At 74.0% G+C, this 18,255-nt stretch carries 12 protein-coding genes; 2 read left to right on the forward strand and 10 right to left on the reverse strand.

The genetic code is table 11. The features are described from left to right. Nucleotides 1-52 precede the first annotated feature (52 nt). Genes treZ through glgX form a run of 3 tightly spaced genes read right to left on the reverse strand, consistent with a single transcriptional unit; the run spans nt 53 to nt 6,207 of the window. A complete protein-coding gene (treZ, locus tag CO540_RS06220; RefSeq protein WP_099161290.1) occupies nt 53-1,786 on the reverse strand; it encodes a malto-oligosyltrehalose trehalohydrolase in 1,734 nt (577 codons plus the stop codon). Continuing rightward, a complete protein-coding gene (treY, locus tag CO540_RS06225) occupies nt 1,783-4,083 on the reverse strand; it encodes a malto-oligosyltrehalose synthase (RefSeq protein ID WP_099161291.1) in 2,301 nt (766 codons plus the stop codon). Before treY ends, treZ begins: the two co-directional genes overlap by 4 nt. Nucleotides 4,084-4,086: 3 nt before the next feature. After that, on the reverse strand, nt 4,087-6,207 hold the full coding sequence (gene glgX / locus CO540_RS06230) for a glycogen debranching protein GlgX (protein WP_091575397.1): 2,121 nt from the start codon (nt 6,205-6,207) through the stop codon (nt 4,087-4,089). Between the two features lie 295 nt (nt 6,208-6,502). Between glgX and CO540_RS06235 the strand changes: the two genes are divergently transcribed. After that, nucleotides 6,503-7,900, forward strand: coding sequence for a glycosyltransferase family 4 protein (locus CO540_RS06235; protein ID WP_099161292.1), 1,398 nt, complete (start codon nt 6,503-6,505; stop codon nt 7,898-7,900). A 189-nt stretch (nt 7,901-8,089) separates the two neighbouring features. Here the strand turns inward: CO540_RS06235 and CO540_RS06240 are convergent, their stop codons facing one another. From CO540_RS06240 to CO540_RS30300, 4 genes are all read right to left on the reverse strand, one after another. Further along, the gene (locus CO540_RS06240; RefSeq protein ID WP_099161293.1) at nt 8,090-9,373 is read right to left on the reverse strand and encodes a citrate synthase; all 1,284 of its coding nucleotides are present in this window, start codon (nt 9,371-9,373) and stop codon (nt 8,090-8,092) included. Between the two features lie 156 nt (nt 9,374-9,529). Then, nucleotides 9,530-11,575 (reverse strand): sulfatase-like hydrolase/transferase, encoded by a 2,046-nt coding sequence (locus tag CO540_RS06245; RefSeq protein WP_099161294.1) that lies wholly within the window; start codon nt 11,573-11,575, stop codon nt 9,530-9,532. Continuing rightward, nucleotides 11,568-12,983 carry a methyltransferase domain-containing protein gene (locus CO540_RS06250; protein WP_099161295.1) on the reverse strand — a complete coding sequence of 472 codons (1,416 nt, stop codon included), beginning with the start codon at nt 12,981-12,983 and terminating at the stop codon, nt 11,568-11,570. Before CO540_RS06250 ends, CO540_RS06245 begins: the two co-directional genes overlap by 8 nt. A 5-nt stretch (nt 12,984-12,988) precedes the next feature. Then, the gene (locus CO540_RS30300) at nt 12,989-13,138 is read right to left on the reverse strand and encodes a hypothetical protein (RefSeq protein ID WP_172967795.1); all 150 of its coding nucleotides are present in this window, start codon (nt 13,136-13,138) and stop codon (nt 12,989-12,991) included. 181 nt (nt 13,139-13,319) lie between these two features. Here CO540_RS30300 and CO540_RS06255 point away from each other — a divergent pair, with 181 nt between their 5' ends. Beyond that, nucleotides 13,320-13,718, forward strand: coding sequence for a VOC family protein (locus CO540_RS06255; RefSeq protein WP_099164614.1), 399 nt, complete (start codon nt 13,320-13,322; stop codon nt 13,716-13,718). A 45-nt stretch (nt 13,719-13,763) separates the two neighbouring features. On the opposite strand, the gene CO540_RS06260 is transcribed toward CO540_RS06255, so the two are convergent. From CO540_RS06260 to CO540_RS06270, 3 genes are read right to left on the reverse strand one after another with little or no spacing between them, the layout of a single operon-like run. Continuing rightward, on the reverse strand, nt 13,764-14,477 hold the full coding sequence (locus tag CO540_RS06260; RefSeq protein WP_099161296.1) for a helix-turn-helix transcriptional regulator: 714 nt from the start codon (nt 14,475-14,477) through the stop codon (nt 13,764-13,766). Nucleotides 14,478-14,515: 38 nt separating this feature from the next. Continuing rightward, nucleotides 14,516-15,739 (reverse strand): dolichyl-phosphate beta-glucosyltransferase, encoded by a 1,224-nt coding sequence (locus CO540_RS06265; RefSeq protein WP_099161297.1) that lies wholly within the window; start codon nt 15,737-15,739, stop codon nt 14,516-14,518. A 3-nt stretch (nt 15,740-15,742) separates the two neighbouring features. Continuing rightward, a complete protein-coding gene (locus CO540_RS06270) occupies nt 15,743-18,244 on the reverse strand; it encodes a glycosyltransferase family 39 protein (protein WP_099161298.1) in 2,502 nt (833 codons plus the stop codon). Between the last annotated feature and the right edge of the window lie 11 nt (nt 18,245-18,255).

Here is an 18,255-nt window from a genome sequence, read left to right on the forward strand (position 1 = left end):
TAGGACCGCGCCCCGCCGCCGAACTCACCGCTCCCACCGCGGACCGCGACGCTCAGAGGGAGACGACCGCCGCGCTCTCGGCCGGCAGCTCGATGCCGTCGCGCATCACCGTGACCCCCTCGGAGGTGGCCAGCAGCACCCGGCGGACCACCCCGGGCAGGTTCACCCGCTGCGGCCGGTCCGCCAGGTTGGCCACCACCAGCGTCGAGCCTCGGCGCATCACCAGGAACTGGTCGCCGTGGCGCACGTCGACCCGGTGCAGCCGGGGGTCGGACAGGTCGGCCCGGGACCGGCGCAGCGCGATCAGCCGCCGGTGGAACTCGTACATCTCGCGGTGTTCGGGCTTGTCCAGCTCGGCCCAGTCCAGTCGGGACCGCAGGAACGTCTGCGGGTCCTGCGGGTCCGGCACGTCCCCCTCCGGCCAGCCGTGCGCGGCGAACTCGCGCCGGCGGCCGTTGGCCACCGCCGTCGCCAGCTCGGGCTCCGGGTGGCTGGTGAAGAACTGCCACGGCGTCGTCGCCGCCCACTCCTCCCCCATGAACAGCATCGGGGTGAACGGCGCGGTCATCAGCAGGGTGGCGCCGACCCGCAGCAGCCCGGGCGAGAGCGTGGCGGAGATCCGGTCACCGGTGGCCCGGTTGCCGATCTGGTCGTGGTTCTGCAGGTAGGCCACGAAGCGGTGACCCGGGGTGCGCTGCCGGTCGACCGGTCGGCCGTGGCTGCGATTGCGGAAGCTGGACCAGGTGCCGGCGTGGAAGAACGCGCCGGTCAGCACGTCGGTGAGGCACTCGAGGGAGCCGAAGTCGCCGTAGTAGCCCTGCCGCTCGCCGGTGAGCAGCGTGTGCAGCGCGTGGTGGGCGTCGTCGTTCCACTGGGCGTGCAGGCCGTAGCCGCCGGCCTCGCGCGGCGTGATCAGCGTCGGGTCGTTGAGGTCGCTCTCGGCGATCAGCGACAGCGGCCGACCGAGGTGCGTCGACAGCGCCTCGACCTCGGTGGCCACCTCCTCCAGCCAGTGGGTGGCCCGACCGTCCGGCATCGCGTGCACGGCGTCCAGCCGCAGCCCGTCGACGTGGTAGTCGCGCAGCCACATCAGCACGCTGTCGACGATGTAGCGGCGCACCCCGTCGGAGTGCGGACCGTCCAGGTTGACCGTGCGGCCCCAGGTGTTGCTCTGCTCGGTGAGGTACGGCGCGAAGCGCGGCGCGTAGGCCCCGGAGGGCCCGAAATGGTTGTAGACGACGTCGAGGATCACCCCCAGGCCCTTGGCGTGGGCCGCGTCGACGAACCGCTTCAACCCGTCCGGCCCGCCGTAGGGCTCGTGCGGGGCGTACCAGCAGACGCCGTCGTAGCCCCAGTTGTGCTCGCCGTTGAACGCGTTGACCGGCAGCAGCTCGACCAGGTCGACGCCGAGGTCGACCAGGTGGTCGAGCCGGGCGATCGCGCCGTCGAACGTGCCCTCCGGGGAGAACGTGCCGATGTGCAGCTCGTAGAGGACGCTGCCGGGCAGTTGCCGACCGGTCCAGGCCGCGTCGGTCCAGTCGAACGCGGCGTGCGAGTAGAGGCGGCTGGGGCCGTGCACCCCGGCCGGCTGCCACGCCGACCGGGGGTCGGGCAGCGCCTGCTCGTCGTCGTCGAGCAGGAACGCGTAGTCGGTGCCCGGGCCCGCGTCGGGCACCTCGACCCGCCACCAGCCGGACCGCCCGGGGCGCATCTCGTGGTCGGCGACGCCGGGCAGGCGCAGCCGCACCCGGGCGGCCTCGGGCGCCCACACCGTGAACTCGGTCATGCGGCGGCCTCCACAGAGTCGGTGGGTGCGAGGAGGGCGACGGGGTAGGTGCTCAGCAGATCATCCAGGAGCAGCTCAGAACCACTGTAGACCCGACCGGTGAACAAGTCGGTGCACTCGTGAACGGGAAGTGACAGGGTGGTGTCCCGCCAGCCGCCCGAGCGGGCCAGCCGCAGCGGCAGCCGGGTCGCCACCGCGACCGCGCCACCCCGGTCGAAGGCCACCGCGTGCGCGCCGGCCGGTCCGTGCGCCGGCACCGGCCGGTAGCCGGCGAACAGCTCCGGGCGGTCGCGGCGCAGGCGCAGCGTCCGGGAGACCACGAGCAGCTTGGCCGCGCCGTCGGCGGCCACCGCCGGCCGCCAGCCGGCGTCGAGCCGGGCCAGCGTCCTGCGGCGTACGGCGAAGTCGACCGGCCGCCGGTTGTCCGGATCGACCAGGGAGTTCTCCCACAGCTCGGTGCCCTGGTAGGTGTCCGGAACGCCGGGCATGGTGAGCTGGACCAGCTTCTGCCCGAGCGAGTTCGACCAGCCGGCCGGGGTGATCTCGTCGGCGAACGCGGTGATCTGCGCGTGCAGCTCCGGGTCGTCGTACATCCGGTCGACCAGGGCGTGCATCTCGTGCTCGAACGCCGGGTCGGGGTCGGCCCAGCTGGTGCTGACCGACGCCTCCCGGGCGGCCTTCTCGGCGTACCCGTGCAGCCGGTCCCGCTCGATCGGCCAGGCGCCGACGGCGGTCTGCCAGAGCAGGTGGGCCAGCGCCGGGTCGGCCAGCGGGGCCCGGGACATCCAGTCGGTCACCCGCTCGGCCCAGCGGCCGGGCATCTCGCTGAGCACGGCGAGCCGGGCCCGCACGTCCTCGCCGCGCTTGGTGTCGTGGGTCGACAGCGTGGTCATGCTCGCCGGCCACCGCACCTGGCGGGCGGCGGCGAACCGGTGCAGCTCCGCCGGCGGCACCCCGAAGTGGGCCGGGCTGCCGCCCACCTCGTTGAGCGCCACGAACCGGCTCCACCGGTAGTAGGCGGTGTCCTCCACACCCTTGGCCATCACCGCGCCGGTCAGCTGCGGGAACCGGGCGGCCAGCTCGTGGTCGGGGTCGCGGAGCCGGGCGGTGACGGCGTCCAGCACGCCGGTCAGGTCGGGCCGGCGCCGGCCGGCCTCGCTGCGGGCGGCGGCGAGGTGCCGTGCCCCCTCGGGCGGGTAGCCGCGGTAGACCGGGAAGCACGCGGCCAGCTCGGCCAGGGCGGCGCGGACCTGCTCGCGCGGCAGCTCGGGGACGAGCGCGGCGAGGCGGGTCAGCTCGGCGGCGAGCAGCCGGGTGGCGGCCTCCAGCTTGGTGCCGTGGGTCAGGTCCGCCCAGGAGGTGTGCCGGCCGGTGAGCCGGCCGTCCAGCGCGGTGAAGTCCGGTTCGGCGTCCGGGTCGACGAACAGCCCGCTGACCGCCGCCAGGGCGTCGTAGCCGGTGGTGCCGTCGACCGGCCAGTCCGGCAGGTCCTCGCCGTACTCCAGGATCTTCTCCACCACCAGCCAGCGCTCCGGCGCGGCCGCGCGCAGCCGGGCCAGGTAGCCGGCCGGGTCGCGCAGGCCGTCCGGGTGGTCGACCCGGATGCCGTCGACGTCGCCGGCGTCGACCCAGCGCAGGATCTCCGCGTGCGTGGCGTCGAAGACCGCCGGGTCCTCCACCCGCAGGCCGGCCAGGTCCGACACGGCGAAGAACCGGCGGTACGTCAGCTCGGCGTCCCCGCGCCGCCAGTTCACCAGCTCGTAGTGCTGCCGGTCGTGCACCTGCCGGGGCGTCCCGTCGCCGGTGCCGTCGGCGACCGGGAAACGGTGCTCGTGGTAGCGCAGCTCGCCGTCGACCAGCTTGAGGTCGTCGAGCGCGTCGGGGGCGTCGGCGAGCACCGGCAGCAGCAGCCGGCCGCGGTCCCAGTCGATGTCGAACCAGTCCGCGTACGCCGAGTCGCGGCCCCGGCGCAGCACGTCCCACCAGGCCGGGTTGGCCTCCGGACGGGCCACCCCGGCGTGGTTGGGCACGATGTCGACGACCAGGCCCAGCCCGGCCGCGCGCAGCGCCCGGACCAGGCGCCGCCGGCCGGCCTCGCCGCCCAGCTCCGGGTTGACCGCCCGGGGGTCGACCACGTCGTAGCCGTGTTGCGAGCCGGGGGTGGCGGTGAGCAGGGGCGCGGTGTAGAGGTGGGTGACGCCGAGCGCGGACAGGTAGTCGGCCAGCTCGGCCGTGGCGTCCAGGTCGAAGCCGGGGCGCACCTGCACCCGGTAGGTGGAACGAGGGGTGTCGGGCATGGGTCAGGCCGTCCTCTCCAGGACCAGCAGCGAGCGGTCCGGTACGCAGACCGTGCCCCCCGCCTCGACCAGTGTGGTCTTCTCCGGATCCGGTTCCGCCGTGCTGATCACCAGTTCCCACCGGGGACCGAACTCCTCGCCGGGCAGCGTGAAGTCCAGCGGCGCGTCGTGCGCGTTGAACAGCAGCAGGAACGAGCTGTCCCGGTGGCGCTGGCCGTACTGGCCGCGCTCCGGGATGCCGTCGCCGTTGACGAACAGGGCCACCGAGCGGCCGAAGTCGTTGCCCCAGTCCTCGCCGGTCATCTCCCGGCCGTCCGGGGTGTACCAGGCGAGGTCCGGCAGGCCGGACCCGGTGGCCCGGCCGCCGACCGGCAGCCCGGTGAAGAACCGCCGGCGGCGGAACACCTGGTGCCGGTTGCGGAAGTCGGTGAGCCGGCGCACGAACGCGAGCAGCTCGGTGTCGGCCCGTTCCCAGTCCACCCAGGCCAGCTCGCTGTCCTGGCAGTAGGCGTTGTTGTTGCCGCGCTGGGTGCGGCCCAGCTCGTCGCCGTGGCCGAGCATCGGCACGCCCTGGGACAGGATCAGCGTGGCGAGGAAGTTGCGCCGCTGCCGCGCCCGCAGCGCCAGCACACCGGGGTCGTCGGTCTCCCCCTCGACGCCGCAGTTCCAGGAGCGGTTGTGGCTCTCCCCGTCCCGGTTCTCCTCGCCGTTGGCCTCGTTGTGCTTGTCGTTGTAGGAGACCAGGTCGGCGAGGGTGAAGCCGTCGTGGCAGGTGACGAAGTTGATGCTGTGGAACGGGCGGCGGCCGTCGTCCTGGTACAGGTCGGCGGAGCCGGAGATGCGGGACGCGAACTCGGCCAGCGTGGCCGGCTCGCCGCGCCAGAAGTCACGGACCGTGTCCCGGTACTTGCCGTTCCACTCGGTCCACTGAGGCGGGAAGTTGCCGACCTGGTAGCCGCCGGGGCCGATGTCCCACGGCTCGGCGATCAGCTTGACCCGGCCCACCACCGGGTCCTGCTGCACCACCTCGAAGAACGTGGAGAGGCGGTCCACCTCGTAGAACTCGCGCGCCAGCGTGGCGGCGAGGTCGAAGCGGAAGCCGTCGACGTGCATCTCGGTGACCCAGTAGCGCAGCGAGTCCATGATCAGTTGCAGCGAGTGCGGGCTGCGCACATTGAGGCTGTTGCCGGTGCCGGTGTAGTCGACGAAGTAGCGCCGATCCTCCTCCGACAACCGGTAGTAGCTCGGGGTGTCGATGCCCTTGAAGCTCAGCGACGGCCCGAGGTGGTTGCCCTCGGCGGTGTGGTTGTAGACCACGTCGAGGATGACCTCGATCCCGGCGGCGTGCAGCGCCTTGACCATGCCCCGGAACTCCTGCACCTGCTGGCCCAGGCGGCCCAGCGCGGAGTAGCCGTGGTGCGGGGCGAAGAAGCCGATGGTGTTGTAGCCCCAGTAGTTGCGCAGCCCCAGGTCGACCAGGCGGTGGTCGTGCACGAACTCGTGCACCGGCATCAGCTCGACCGCGGTCACCCCGAGCTGCTTGAAGTGCTCGATCATCACCGGGGAGGCGATCGCCGCGTACGTGCCGCGCAGTTCCTCCGGGATGCCGGGGTGACGCATGGTCAGCCCGCGCACGTGCGCCTCGTAGATCACCGAGTGGTGGTAGGGCGTGCGCGGCGGCTTGTCGTTGCCCCAGTCGAAGTACGGGTTCACCACCACGGACTTCGGCATGAACGGCGCCGAGTCGACGGTGTTCATCCGGTCCGGGTCGCCGCCGACCTCGTAGTCGTAGACCGACGGGTCCCAGGAGACCTCACCGTCGACCGCCTTCGCGTACGGGTCGAGCAGCAGCTTGTGCGGGTTGCACCGCAGTCCGTTGGCCGGGTCCCACGGCCCGTGCACCCGGAACCCGTAACGCTGGCCGGGCTCCACGCCCGGGATGTAGGCGTGCCAGACGTACGCGTCGACCTCGCGCAGCTCGACGCGCCGCTCGGTGCCGATGTCCCACTCGTCGAACAGGCAGAGCTCGATCTTCTCCGCCACCTCGGAGAAGATCGCGAAGTTGGTCCCCATCCCGTCGTAGGTGGCACCGAGGGGATAGCTCTCGCCCGGCCAGACCTGCATGTCGCTCCTTCGGGCCCATGATCGTGAGCGCACCGGACGGGGGACGGCCGATGCGCACGCCGTTCATGCCCCGCCTCACGCGCCGCCAATCCACCCGTTCGGACCGTAACCGAAACGATCGGGTGTTGTCCGTCACGATCGCCCTTTTCGAGATGCGGGTTCGCGCCGGATGGACTTTCCTGGATCGCGGACACGCGCCCGCGCGTCTCCGCCCGGCCGTTCGGCCACCCCTCACCACTCCCTTCCGCCGCCACCGATGCCGGCGTGTCCTCCCCTGCCATGGACGGAGATCGACGTGACCTCTCTGCGGGTCGGCGCGCAGCCCGCCACCGCGACGGACCGGCTCCACCGGCCCACCCTGACCTCCCGCCCGACACCACCGCCGCAGCCCGGCGCCGCGCCGCGGACCCGGCGCATCCTCATGCTGTCGTGGGAGTACCCGCCGGTGCTCGTGGGTGGGCTCGGTCGGCACGTGCACGCGCTCTCCGTCGCGCTGGTCGCCGCCGGGCACGAGGTCACCGTGGTCACCCGGCACGCCGAGGGCGCGCCGCTGGAGGAGTACGCCGACGGTGTGCGGATCGTCCGCGCCGCCGAGGACCCGGTGACCTTCCCGCTGGCCACCGGCTCGCTGCTGGCCTGGACCATGGCGTTCAACCACACCCTCACCCGGGCCGCCCTGCGCGCCGCCGAGTCGGGCGCCTACGACGTGATCCACGCCCACGACTGGCTGGTCGCGCACACCGCGATGACGCTGCGCGAGCACCTCGACGTGCCGCTGGTGACCACCATCCACGCCACCGAGGCCGGCCGGCACCAGGGCTGGCTGCCGGAGGAGATGAACCGCACCATCCATGGCGTCGAGCAGTGGCTGGCCGGTGAGTCCGGCCGGGTGATCGTCTGCTCCGGCTACATGCGCGACGAGGTGGGCGCGCTGTTCGGCGTGGAGCCGGCCCGGGTCGACGTGGTGCCCAACGGGGTCGAGCCGCACCGCTGGCGGGTGCCCGCCTCGGCGGTCGCCGCCGCCCGGGCCCGCTTCGCCGGCGACGGCCCGCTGGTCACGTTCGCCGGCCGGCTGGTCTACGAGAAGGGCGTACAGCACCTGCTCGCCGGGCTGCCCCGACTGCGCGACCGGCACCCCGGGCTGCGTGCGGTGATCGTCGGCGACGGTCCCTACAAGGCTGACCTGGAGGCCGAGGTGCACCGGCTCGGGCTCGGCGCCACGGTCAGCATGCCGGGCTTCCTCGGCGGCACCGACCTGCCCGCGGTGATGGCCGCCTCGGACTGCTTCGCGGTGCCGAGCATCTACGAGCCGTTCGGCATGGTCGCGCTGGAGGGCGCGGCGGCCGGCGCGCCGCTGGCGGTGTCCCGCACCGGTGGGCTGGCCGAGATCGTCGAGCCGGGCGTGACCGGGATGACCTTCGCCCCGCACGATCCGGACGGCCTCGCCGAGGCGGTGCACGCGCTGCTGTCGGACCGGGAGCGGGCCCGCGCGCTGGCCCGGCGCGCCCGGACCATGGTGCACGAGCAGTACGGCTGGGCCGCCATCGCGTCCCGCACGGCCGCCGCGTACGCCGCCGCGATCGCCGGGGACACGGCGTTCACCGCGGCCCGGGCCGAGCAGCGCATGGCCGCCGGCCGTGCCCTGCCCGCCCTCCCCGAGGGAAACCTCCTCACCGCCGCCGGCCTGCGGTGAAAGGAAGGGCCCCCTCTTAACGCCTCCGGTAGAGGAAGGGCCCCCTTTTAACACCTCCCGCACCCCTGCACACGCGCACGACGGAGGCCGCCCACCCGAGCCGGGTCGGCGGCCTCTGTCGTCAGCCTGTCTGTTAAGAAGGGGCCCCTGCTCTACCTCAGGCGTTAAGAGGGGGCCCTTCCTTGCACCTCAGCGGTCGGCGGCGGGGAGGTAGTCCCGCTCGGCGGCACCGGTGTAGATCTGCCGCGGACGGCCGATCTTGGTCTCCGGGTCGTTGATCATCTCGCGCCACTGGGCGATCCAGCCCGGCAGCCGGCCCAGCGCGAACAGCACCGTGAACATCTTGGTCGGGAAGCCCATGGCCTTGTAGATCAGCCCGGTGTAGAAGTCCACGTTCGGGTAGAGCCGGCGGGAGACGAAGAAGTCGTCGGCGAGCGCGATCTCCTCCAGCTGCATCGCGAGGTCCAGCAGCGGGTCGGGCTTGGCCATCCGGCCGAGCACGTCCTGGGCGGCCTTCTTCACGATCGCGGCGCGCGGGTCGTAGTTCTTGTAGACCCGGTGGCCGAAGCCCATCAGCTTGACGCCGTCCTGCTTGTCCTTCACCTTCTGCACGAAGGTACGGACGTCGCCGCCGTCGGCCTGGATCTTCTGGAGCATCTCCAGCACGGCCTGGTTGGCGCCGCCGTGCAGCGGGCCGAACAGCGCGTTCACGCCGGCCGAGACCGAGGCGAACAGGTTGGCGTTGCTGGAGCCGACCAGCCGCACGGTGCTGGTGGAGCAGTTCTGCTCGTGGTCGGCGTGCAGGATGAACAGCATGTCCAGCACCCGGGCCACCACCGGGTCGACCTCGTACGGCTCGGCCGGCACGCCGAAGGTCATCCGCAGGAAGTTCTCGACGTAGCCCAGCGAGTTGTCCGGGTAGAGCAGCGGCTGGCCGATCGACTTCTTGTACGCGTACGAGGCGATGGTGGGCACCTTCGCCATCAGCCGGATCGTGGACATCTCCACGTGCTCGGAGTCGAACGGGTCCAGGCTGTCCTGGTAGAAGGTCGAGATGGCGCTGACGGCCGAGGAGAGCACGGCCATCGGGTGCGCCTCACGGGGGAAGCCGTCGAAGAAGCGACGCATCTCCTCGTGCAGCAGCGAGTGCCGGCGGATCCGGTCGCTGAACTCGGTCAGCTGGGTCTGGCTCGGCAGCTCACCGTAGATCAGCAGGTAGGAGACCTCCAGGAAGGAGGACTTCTCGGCCAGCTGGTCGATGGGGTAGCCGCGGTACCGCAGGATGCCCGCGTCACCGTCGATGTAGGTGATCGCGGACGAGCAGGACGCGGTGTTGACGAAACCGGGGTCGTACGTGGTCATCCCGGTTTCCTTGAGCAGCTTGCTCACCCCGATGCCGGCGGGGCCCTCGACCGCGGACTGCACCGGCATCGACAGCTGCCCACCGGGGTGGTCGAGCTTGACTTCCGTCATCTGTTCCTCGCTTCGCCGGCAAGATCTTCGTTGAATTGCCTTCGCTTCTACCGTAATCACGGTGCGGCGGACAACGCTCGGCATGGTTTCGGGGTGAGGTATGCGTCACCTGATTCCCGACTTGCCGGGTCGGAAACCGGGTGGGAGCGCTGCCGGTCAGGACAGGGTGAGCCGCCGCAGCTTCCCGTCGGCCTGCACCCGGTAGAGCTCGAGCCGGTTGGCGCCGGCGGCGAACAGCCGGTCGTCGGGGAGGAACGCGGCGAACCGCCGGCCACCGGCGTCCGGCGGCACCACCGGCACCACCGCGCCGACCGTGCCGTTGACCGCGACCGCGAGCCGCGTGCCGTCCGGCACCGACGGGGGCACGGTCCCCCAGACCAGCGCCGGCAGCGCACCCCGCGCCGGGTCGACCGTGTCGAACGCGGCGAGGTTGGCCACCGTGGCGGAGCCGCCGGCCGGTACGGCGCCGACCCGGGTGCCGACCAGCGGGTCGGTGGCGGGCAGCGGTACGGGAGCGGGCACCCGGCCGGTGATCGTGACGGGTTGGCCGGGCCGGTCGTAGAAGCGTTTGTCGGCGCGCTCGCGCGGGGTGGCGTTCGCCGAGCGGCCGTCCATCGCCCAGGGGACCCGCATGTGGGTCTCGTCGGCGATGGTCGGCAGCAGGTCGACGTGTTCCCAGTTGCGGTCGTCGACCCGGCCGGTCCGCTGGCCCGGCTCCTTGACGAACATCGGCACCCAGGCCACCTGGTTCGCGGCGTGGTCGATGGCGTCCATGCCGCGTCCCTGCCAGTCCTGGCGGAAGCTGACCCCGTGGTCGGCGGTGACCATGACCAGCGCCTTGTCGTAGAGGCCGGTGGCGCGCAGCGTCCGCAGCGTCTCGCCGATCAGCCGGTCGGTGTAGCCGAGCTGGGCCAGGTGCCGGGCCCGGGCCAGGTCCACCCAGCCGGCGCCGTCGTTGGGCAGGTCCTCCGGCGCGTCGTAGCGCGCCCCGGAGGGCAGGTACGTCCACGGCGTGTGCGGCATGAGCAGGTGCAGGAAGTGCAGCGTGGGCCGGTCGGCGGGGCGCAGGCCGGCCAGGAACGCGGTGAACCGGGCGGGCTGGTTGTCGTCGAGGGTGTCCCAGCGGAACTTCGGGTCGTCGGGCACCGGCTCGGCGGCGTCCAGCCCGACCTCGGCCGCGGTCTGCTCGCGGTAGGAGTCCTCGGGGTCGACCCGGCTGTCCACCGGCGCGGCGAGCTGGCGCAGCAGTTTCCCGCTCTCCCGGGTCAGCACGCCGAGCCCCTGGTCCGGGGTGACCGCCTGCTCGCACCGGCTGGGCGGGCAGAGCCGGGTGATGCTCTCCTCGGCCTTTATCTGGTAGAGGCCGCCGAGCGCGGTGAACAGGTTGTCCGGGTACTGCGAGTAGTGCGGCGCCGCACCCCGCTCGGGGTAGCGCCCGGTGAGCATCGCCGGCAGCGCGTAGGGCGTCCAGCCGCTGACCCCGGTGGCGTTGCGGTACCAGGTCGACCCGGCGGCCAGCGCGGCGAAGTTGGGGTAGCGGGCCGCGTCGATCCGCCCGTCGGGACCGAGCAGCGACACCAGCGGAAGCTCGTCCAGCACGATCATGACCACCGGCGGGTGGGCGCCGGCGCCGGCGGTCCCGGCCGCGCCACCCTCGCCGCGCGGCAGCACCACCGCCGAGGCCGGGGACGCGAACAGGAACAGCCCGACGAAGACCACCGGCCCGAGCGCAGCCACCCGCAGCATCCGGCGCAGCGCCCGCCACCGCCGGTGGGCGGCCGCCGCGGCGGCCCCGACCAGGCCGGCCACGACCAGCAGGGGTACGCCGCGCAGCGGCGTGACGTGCCGGCCGACCTGGACCGCCAACGCGGCGAGCAGCAGTCCCACGATCACCGTGTGCACCACGGCGCGGGTGACCCGTCCGGCGAGCAGGGACAGCGCGCCGAGCGCCGCGAACGGCAGCGTCGGCACCAGCGCGATCAGGGCGACCAGCAGCAGCACGTCGCCGCGCGCGGCGCGGTGGAACAGGAAGAAGTCGGGGCTGCGACCGAGCACGTCCAGCAGCGGCTGGGTGACCACCAGCCCGACCAGCGCCACCACCTCCGCCAGCCGCGCCGCCTCGGCCCGCCAGCCGGCCCGCCGCCGGGGCCGGTCGGTGTCCGGCGGGCGCTCCCGCGGTGGCGCGAGGACGTCCTCAGCCACCCACCACCACCTGGTAGAGGGTGCGGGTGCCGGACGGCAGCTCGGTGCGGGCGACCACCCGCCCCCGGCGGGCCAGCAGCGCCTCGAAGGTGTCCCGCCGGTAGTCGGGGAAGAGCCCGTCCGGCTTGTTGGCCAGCAGCCGGCGGGCCATCGGGTCCTCCGGGTGGACGAACTCCACCACCAGGACGCCGCCGGTCGCGGTGAACGCGGTGAGCTGGTCCAGCACCTCCGGCAGCGGGACGTTGCGGCCGATCGCCAGGTGGTGCACCACGGCCAGGGCGAGCACCACGTCGGCGCGGGCCCGGTCGGCGAACGCGGCCCGTTCGACGCCGCGCCAGCCGCCGCCGGGCGACGGGTCGGCCAGGTCCAGCACCAGCGGCAGGATGCGCTGCTCCCCCTCGTCGCGCAGGGCGCGGTAGAGCGCGTCGACCACGACCGGGTCCTGCTCGACCGCGACCACGTGCGCGGCGTGCCGGGCGGCGATGCGGGCGTACCGGCCGTCGTTGGCGCCCAGGTCCAGCACCGTGCCGGGGCCGGTGGCGGCGACGGCCCGGTCGACGAAGGTCTCCTTGGCCTGCCGGTCCGGCACCGAGTACGCGCAGGTGCGCTGGTAGTCCGTCCAGTGGCTGTCGCCGGGCCGGTGGTCGAGCCGGCGGACCAGCTTCGTCAGCCCGCGTACGGTGGCCCGGGCCAGTTCCCGGGAGAAGCCGGCGTCGCGCAGTTGGGCGCGGACGTCGCTGGTGCTGGCGGCGGAGTTGCGCGCCTGCATCGCGCCGTGCAGGTGCACGTGGGTGGGCACGCCGGCCCGGAAGCGCCGGGTCCCGGCGAACAACCGGCGCATCTGGTCCGGCTCGATCCCGTCGACGCGGGCCCGCAGGAACGGCTGGAAGTCCAGGCCGAGGTGGGCCTGGACGAGCAGGGGGTAGAGCAGCGTCTGGCAGAACTGCCGGTAGCCGGCCCAGGGCTCGCCGTCGCGCAGCGCCTCGAAGGAGCCGACGTCGATGAAGACCGGCCGGGCGCCGCGCCACTGCACGTTGTAGGCCGAGCCGTCCTTGGTGGTGAAGCCGGCGTCCAGTGCGGCGCCCAGCACGTCCAGGTGCAGCAGCGCCGCGTCGCGCAGCATCGCGTACGACCACTCGTAGGGGTGCGACACGAACGGGATCCGCTCGTGTCGCAGCACCGCGGCCCAGGGCGCGTCGACCGGTGTCGGGGTCAGCTCCTCGGTGCCGACGACCTGACCGGTGGCGGTCAGGTTCCGGAAGAAGTCGGCGGCGGACAGGGCGCGCCAGTCGCGGGCGGAGCGCTCGTCGAGGCCGCGCAGCACCTCGTGGCCCCGGTGGAAGACGCGGTTGCCGGGGTCGCGGAACGAGCCGGGCTCGACGCGTACGCCGGTGTCGGGGATCGTCACGCCGGTCAGCCCTGGTCGGTGGGCTGACGGCGGAAGCGGGACACCAGGCGGCGCCAGTAGAGCTTGGCGGCCACGGCCACTCCGGCCACCCCGCCGACCACCGCCTGCACGATGAGACTGCCGGATCCCGCGTCCAGGTAGGCCAGGTGCGTCACGGCTGCTTTCCTTCCCTCGCCGGTCATCGGAGCGCAGCCCGGTATGCGAGCTTTGTTGCTCTAAGCCGGACTTGTCACTCACCGTACGCCCTGCGATCCGGACGCGCGGGCACACCGGTGACTCGTCCCCCGTCCGATCCGTTCAAGACCGCGGCGGCCCGCGCGGCCTAGCGTGGCGGTCATGACACCGCAGTTCGATCTCGTCGGGACGGTCGTCACCGACATGGCCCGCACGCTCGACTTCTACCGCCGGCTGGGGCTGCCGATCCCGCCCGGCGCCGACACCGAACCCCACGTGGAGGTCACCCTGCCCTCCGGCGTACGGCTGGCCTGGGACACCGAAGAGATGGTGCGCAGCTTCCACCCCGCCTTCGACCCGTCCGGCGGCCACTCCCGGATGAGCCTCGCCTTCCGCTGCGCCGACCCGGCGGAGGTGGACCGCTGGTACGCCGAGCTGACCGCCGCCGGCCACCACGGGGAGCTGCCGCCGTGGGACGCCTTCTGGGGCCAGCGGTACGCGGTCCTGCACGACCCGGACGGCAACGGCGTGGACCTGTTCGCGCCGCTGTCCGCCGACTGACCACCCGCCCGGGCACCGCGGGCGGGTCCGGCCATTCGCGCCGGGTCAGCCGCCGAGCAGGCGCGTCGGGGGCACGCCGGCGAGCTCCCGGACGTCGCGGGTGAGGTGCGCCTGGTCGGCGTACCCGATCCGGGCGGCGACCTCGGCGAGCGGCGCGCCGCCGTGGGCCAGGTCGAGCGCGCGGCGCATCCGCAGGATCCGGGCGAGCGTCTTCGGGCCGTACCCGAACAGGGCCAGGCTGCGCCGGTGCAGGGCCCGCGCCCCGAGGCCGACCTCGGCGGCCGTCGCGGCGACCGTCGCCCCCGCGGCCAGCCGGGCGGCCACCCGGGCGCCGAGCGGGTCGGGGCCCCCGGCGGCCGCCAGCCGGGCCCGGGCGACCTGGGCCAGGACCACCGCGCCGGCGTCCGACCAGCCGGCGGCGGCGGATGCCGCCTCCTCGACCCGCGCGGCCAGGACCTCCGCGTCCCGCCCCCACAGGTCGGCGAGCGGGACGCGGAGGTCGCGCAGCTCCTCCGCCGGCACCCCGAACACGGACGGGCCTGTGCCCGGCGGCAGGCGCAGCCCGATCCACCGCTCCCCCGGCGCCGACCGGGACAGGTGGGCGGTCCGGTCGGGGCCGGCGACCAGCAGGCCGGCCCGGCTGGACCAGAGCAGGTCCAGGCACCCGTCCGGCAGCACCCGGGTCTGCCCCGCGCCGTCCGACACGCTCGCCCACCGCACCGCGCCCCGGATCCGCTCCTCGGCCCGCTCCCGGTACATGCCTCCAGCCTGCCACCCCCGGCGGCGGGTCGTGACGGTCAGGGGCGGTGGTGCATCGCCAGGCGGAGCAGCAGGAACCGCAGCGCGGTCGCGGCGAGGTTGGCCGCCACCAGGACGACCAGCTCGACCGCGCGCGGCGGCGCCGTGAGCGCGTGCAGGACCGCCAGCGCGCCACTGGTCAGGGCCAGCCCGAGGGCGAACGCGAGCAGCCCCTGGAGGTGGTGCCGGCCGGCGTGCCGGCGGCCGGTGACGCCGAAGGTGAGCCGCCGGTTGGCCGCCGTGTTGGCCACCGCGGTCAGCAGCAGCGCGAGCAGGTTCGCCGGTTGCGCCCCGAGCGGCCCACGGGCCGCCACGAAGATCACCAGGTACGCCACCGTGCTGGCCACCCCCACCGCGGCGAACCGGACGAGCTGGCGGGGCAGCCCCACCGGCACCTGGGCCGGCGGCGCCGGCAACGGGGCCCGGCCGAGCTGGGCGCGCAGCCGGGGCAGGGGCAGCGCGCCGGTGAGCAGCGCCCGGGCCAGCCGCCCGATCCCGCGCAGGTCGGCCAGCGCGGTGGCGACGATGTCGACCCGGCTGTCCGGGTCGTCCACCCAGTCCACCGGCACCTCGTGGATCCGCAGCCCGGCGCGCTGGGCCAGGACCAGCAGTTCGGTGTCGAAGAACCAGCCGGTGTCCCGCACCAGCGGCAGCAGCTCCGCCGCCACGTCGGCGCGGATCGCCTTGAACCCGCACTGCGCGTCGGAGAAGCGCACCGCGAGCGTGCCGCGCAGCAGCAGGTTGTAGCCCCGGGAGATCACCTCCCGCTTCGCGCCCCGGACCACCCGGCTGGTCCGGGCCAGCCGGGTGCCGATGGCCAGGTCGGAGTGGCCCGAGATGAGCGGCGCGACCAGCGGCAGCAACGCGGCCAGGTCGGTGGAGAGGTCCACGTCCATGTACGCGAGCACCGGCGCCGGCGAGGCGGACCAGGCGGCGCGCAGCGCCCGCCCCCGTCCCTTGGCCGCCAGGTGCAGCACCTCCACCCCGGGCAGTTCGGCGGCGAGCGCCTCGGCAACCGCCCGGGTGCCGTCCACGCTGGCGTTGTCGGCCACCGTGATCCGGAACGGGTACGGGAAGTGCGCGGTCAGGTGCGCGTGCAGCCGCCGGACACAGGGGCCGAGGTCGGCCTCCTCGTTGTAGACCGGGACCACCACGTCCAGCACCGCGCCCTCGGCGGTGGGCCGGGCCCGTACGGCGGCCCGGGGCTCCTGCGTGAAGGTCATCGCTCAGCCCCGCCTTCCGCTGCTCAGGTCGTAGACGGTCACGCCGTCGACGGTGGTGGCGGTGAAGGTCTGCGCGACCCAGGCGGCGATCTGGCCCGAGGCGTCGCTGCCGCCGTCGGCCCGGAACCCGCCGCCGCCGATGAAGTAGTGGACGCGTCCGTCGGCGACGTACCGCTGGAACTGGGCCAGCGTCGGCGACGGGTCGCTGCCGTTGAAGCCGCCGATCGGCATCACCGGTTCACCGGTGGCGAGCTGGTAGCCGGAGGCGTTGTTCGAGCCGATCGTGGCGGCCACCCAGGTGTAGTCGTCCGCCTCGGCGGTCAGCAGCGCCGTCATCTCGGCGCTGGGCTCGCGGGCGTCGAGCAGCCCACCCATGCCGCCGCCGCGTTGTCCCCGGCTCCCACCGTCCGGGCCGGTGCCGCCGTTCTGACCGCCCGGCATGGCCGGCGGTTGGCCGCCGCCCGGGAAACCCGGGACGGCGCCCGTCCCGTTCGACCCGCCGTCCTGCCCGCCCGGGAGGCCGGGGAACGCGCCGGTGCCGCCGCCCGGGAAGCCCGGGAACTGGCCGTTGCCGCCGTCCGGGAAGCCCGGGAACTCTCCGCTGCCTCCGCCCGGCATCCGCCCACCGGGGAAGCCGCCCCGACCGCCGGGCCCGAAGCCGCCCGCCACGAACGGCCCGGCACTCGGGATCGCACCGGTGTGCGGGGTGGCCGCCGTCTGCAGCGCGTACGCCGCCGGCCCGGCCAACCCCACCGCCAGCCCGACCCCCACCACCACAGCGCCGAGCCACCGTCCCGCGCGCCGCCCGCGCCAGGCCGGGGTGACCAAGGAGTTCGCGTCGGCTCCGGCCCCGCCGCCCGACGTCAACTCCTTGGTCACGGGGGCGGGGGTGGTGCGCGGGAGGAGGGAGAGCAGGAGAAGGAGGGCCGCCACGGCCAGGCCGGTGACCAGCACGGTGGTGCGCAGCCAGGGGTACCACTCGGGGCTGCGCCCGAGCAGGTGCCACGACCACCAGGTGGTGACCGCCAGCGTGCCGGACAGCACCAACGTGGCGACCGGACCGCGCCACCGGCCCGCGAACGCGGCCGTCGGTCGACGCCACCGCACGGGTCCCGTTGGGGCCGAGCCGCCGTCCGCCGGCGTGACGCCCGCCGGCGGAACCGGGCCGGTCGGCGCCACGCCCGCCGGGGGAACCGGGCCGGTCGGCGCGACACCCGCCGGGGCGGTTCGGGCGGCCCGCCACAGCAGGGTGACGCCGATGCCGACGATCCCGCCGATCGCCGGGGCGAGGGCGACGGTGTAGTAGGCGTGGAAGATCCCGGACATGAAGCTGAAGATCAGCCCGGTGACCAGCAGCCAGCCGCCCCAGAGCAGCAGGCCGGCCCGGGTCCGGTCGGTACGCGGCGCGCGCCCGGCCAGCCACAGGCCGGCGACCAGCAGGATCAGCGCGGCCGGGAGCAGCCAGGAGATCTGCCCGCCGACCTCGGTGTCGAACATCCGCAGCAGGCCCGCCTGGCCCGAGAACGGTCCGCCGCCCCCGCCGCCCGGCCGCCCTCCCCCACCGACGCTGCCCACCTCGTCACCGGTGATCCGGCCCAGTCCGTTGTAGCCGAGCGTCAGCTCCAGGATGCTGTTGTGCTGCGAACCACCGATGTACGGACGGGCGCTCGCCGGCACCAGCTCCACGATCGCCACCCACCAGCCGGCGGAGACCACCACGGCCAGCCCGGCCAGCAGCAGGTGGCGGATCCGCCGGCCGGGCCCGGTCGGCGCGGCCAGCAGGTAGACCCCGGCGAAGACCGGGATCACCAGGAACGCCTGGAGCATCTTGGTCAGGAAGCCGAGACCGACGAGCGTCCCGGTCAGCGCGAGCCACCGGGCGCTCGCCGTCTCCACCGCCCGCACCGTCGCGTACGCGGCGGCGACCAGCAGGAACACCAGCAGCGCGTCCGGGTTGTTGAACCGGAACATCAGCGTGGCCACCGGGGTGAGCGCGAGCACCGCGCCGGCGAGCAGACCGGCCGCCGGGCCGTACCAGCGGCGGACGGTGGCGTACAGCACGCCGACCGAGGCGACGCCGAGCAGCGCCTGCGGCACCAGGATCGACCAGCTGCTCAACCCGAACAGCCGCACGGAGAGCGCCATCAGCCACAGTGACGCCGGCGTCTTGTCCACGGTGATCGAGTTGGCCGCGTCCGAGGAGCCGTAGAAGAACGCCTCCCAGCTCTGCGAGCCGGCCTGCACCGCGGCCGAGTAGAACGCGTTGCCCCAGCCGGACGCGCCCAGGCCCCACAGGTAGAGCAACCCGGTCGCGGCCAGCAGGCCGAGCAGTGCCGGGCGGGCCCAGCGCGGGTCGCGACCGGGCGAACCGGCCGGCGGGTCCGCCGCGGTCGGGCTCGACTGGGGTACGGGCGCGGCGGCCGGCCCGGTCGCGGGCGGGCCGGCGGTCTCGGTCGCGGGCGGGCCGGCGGTCTGCGCGGTCAGCAGGCTCTCGGATCTGTCCATGCCGGCAAGCC

It is taken from the genome of Micromonospora sp. WMMA2032, assembly GCF_002688545.1.
Taxonomy (GTDB): domain Bacteria; phylum Actinomycetota; class Actinomycetes; order Mycobacteriales; family Micromonosporaceae; genus Micromonospora; species Micromonospora sediminicola.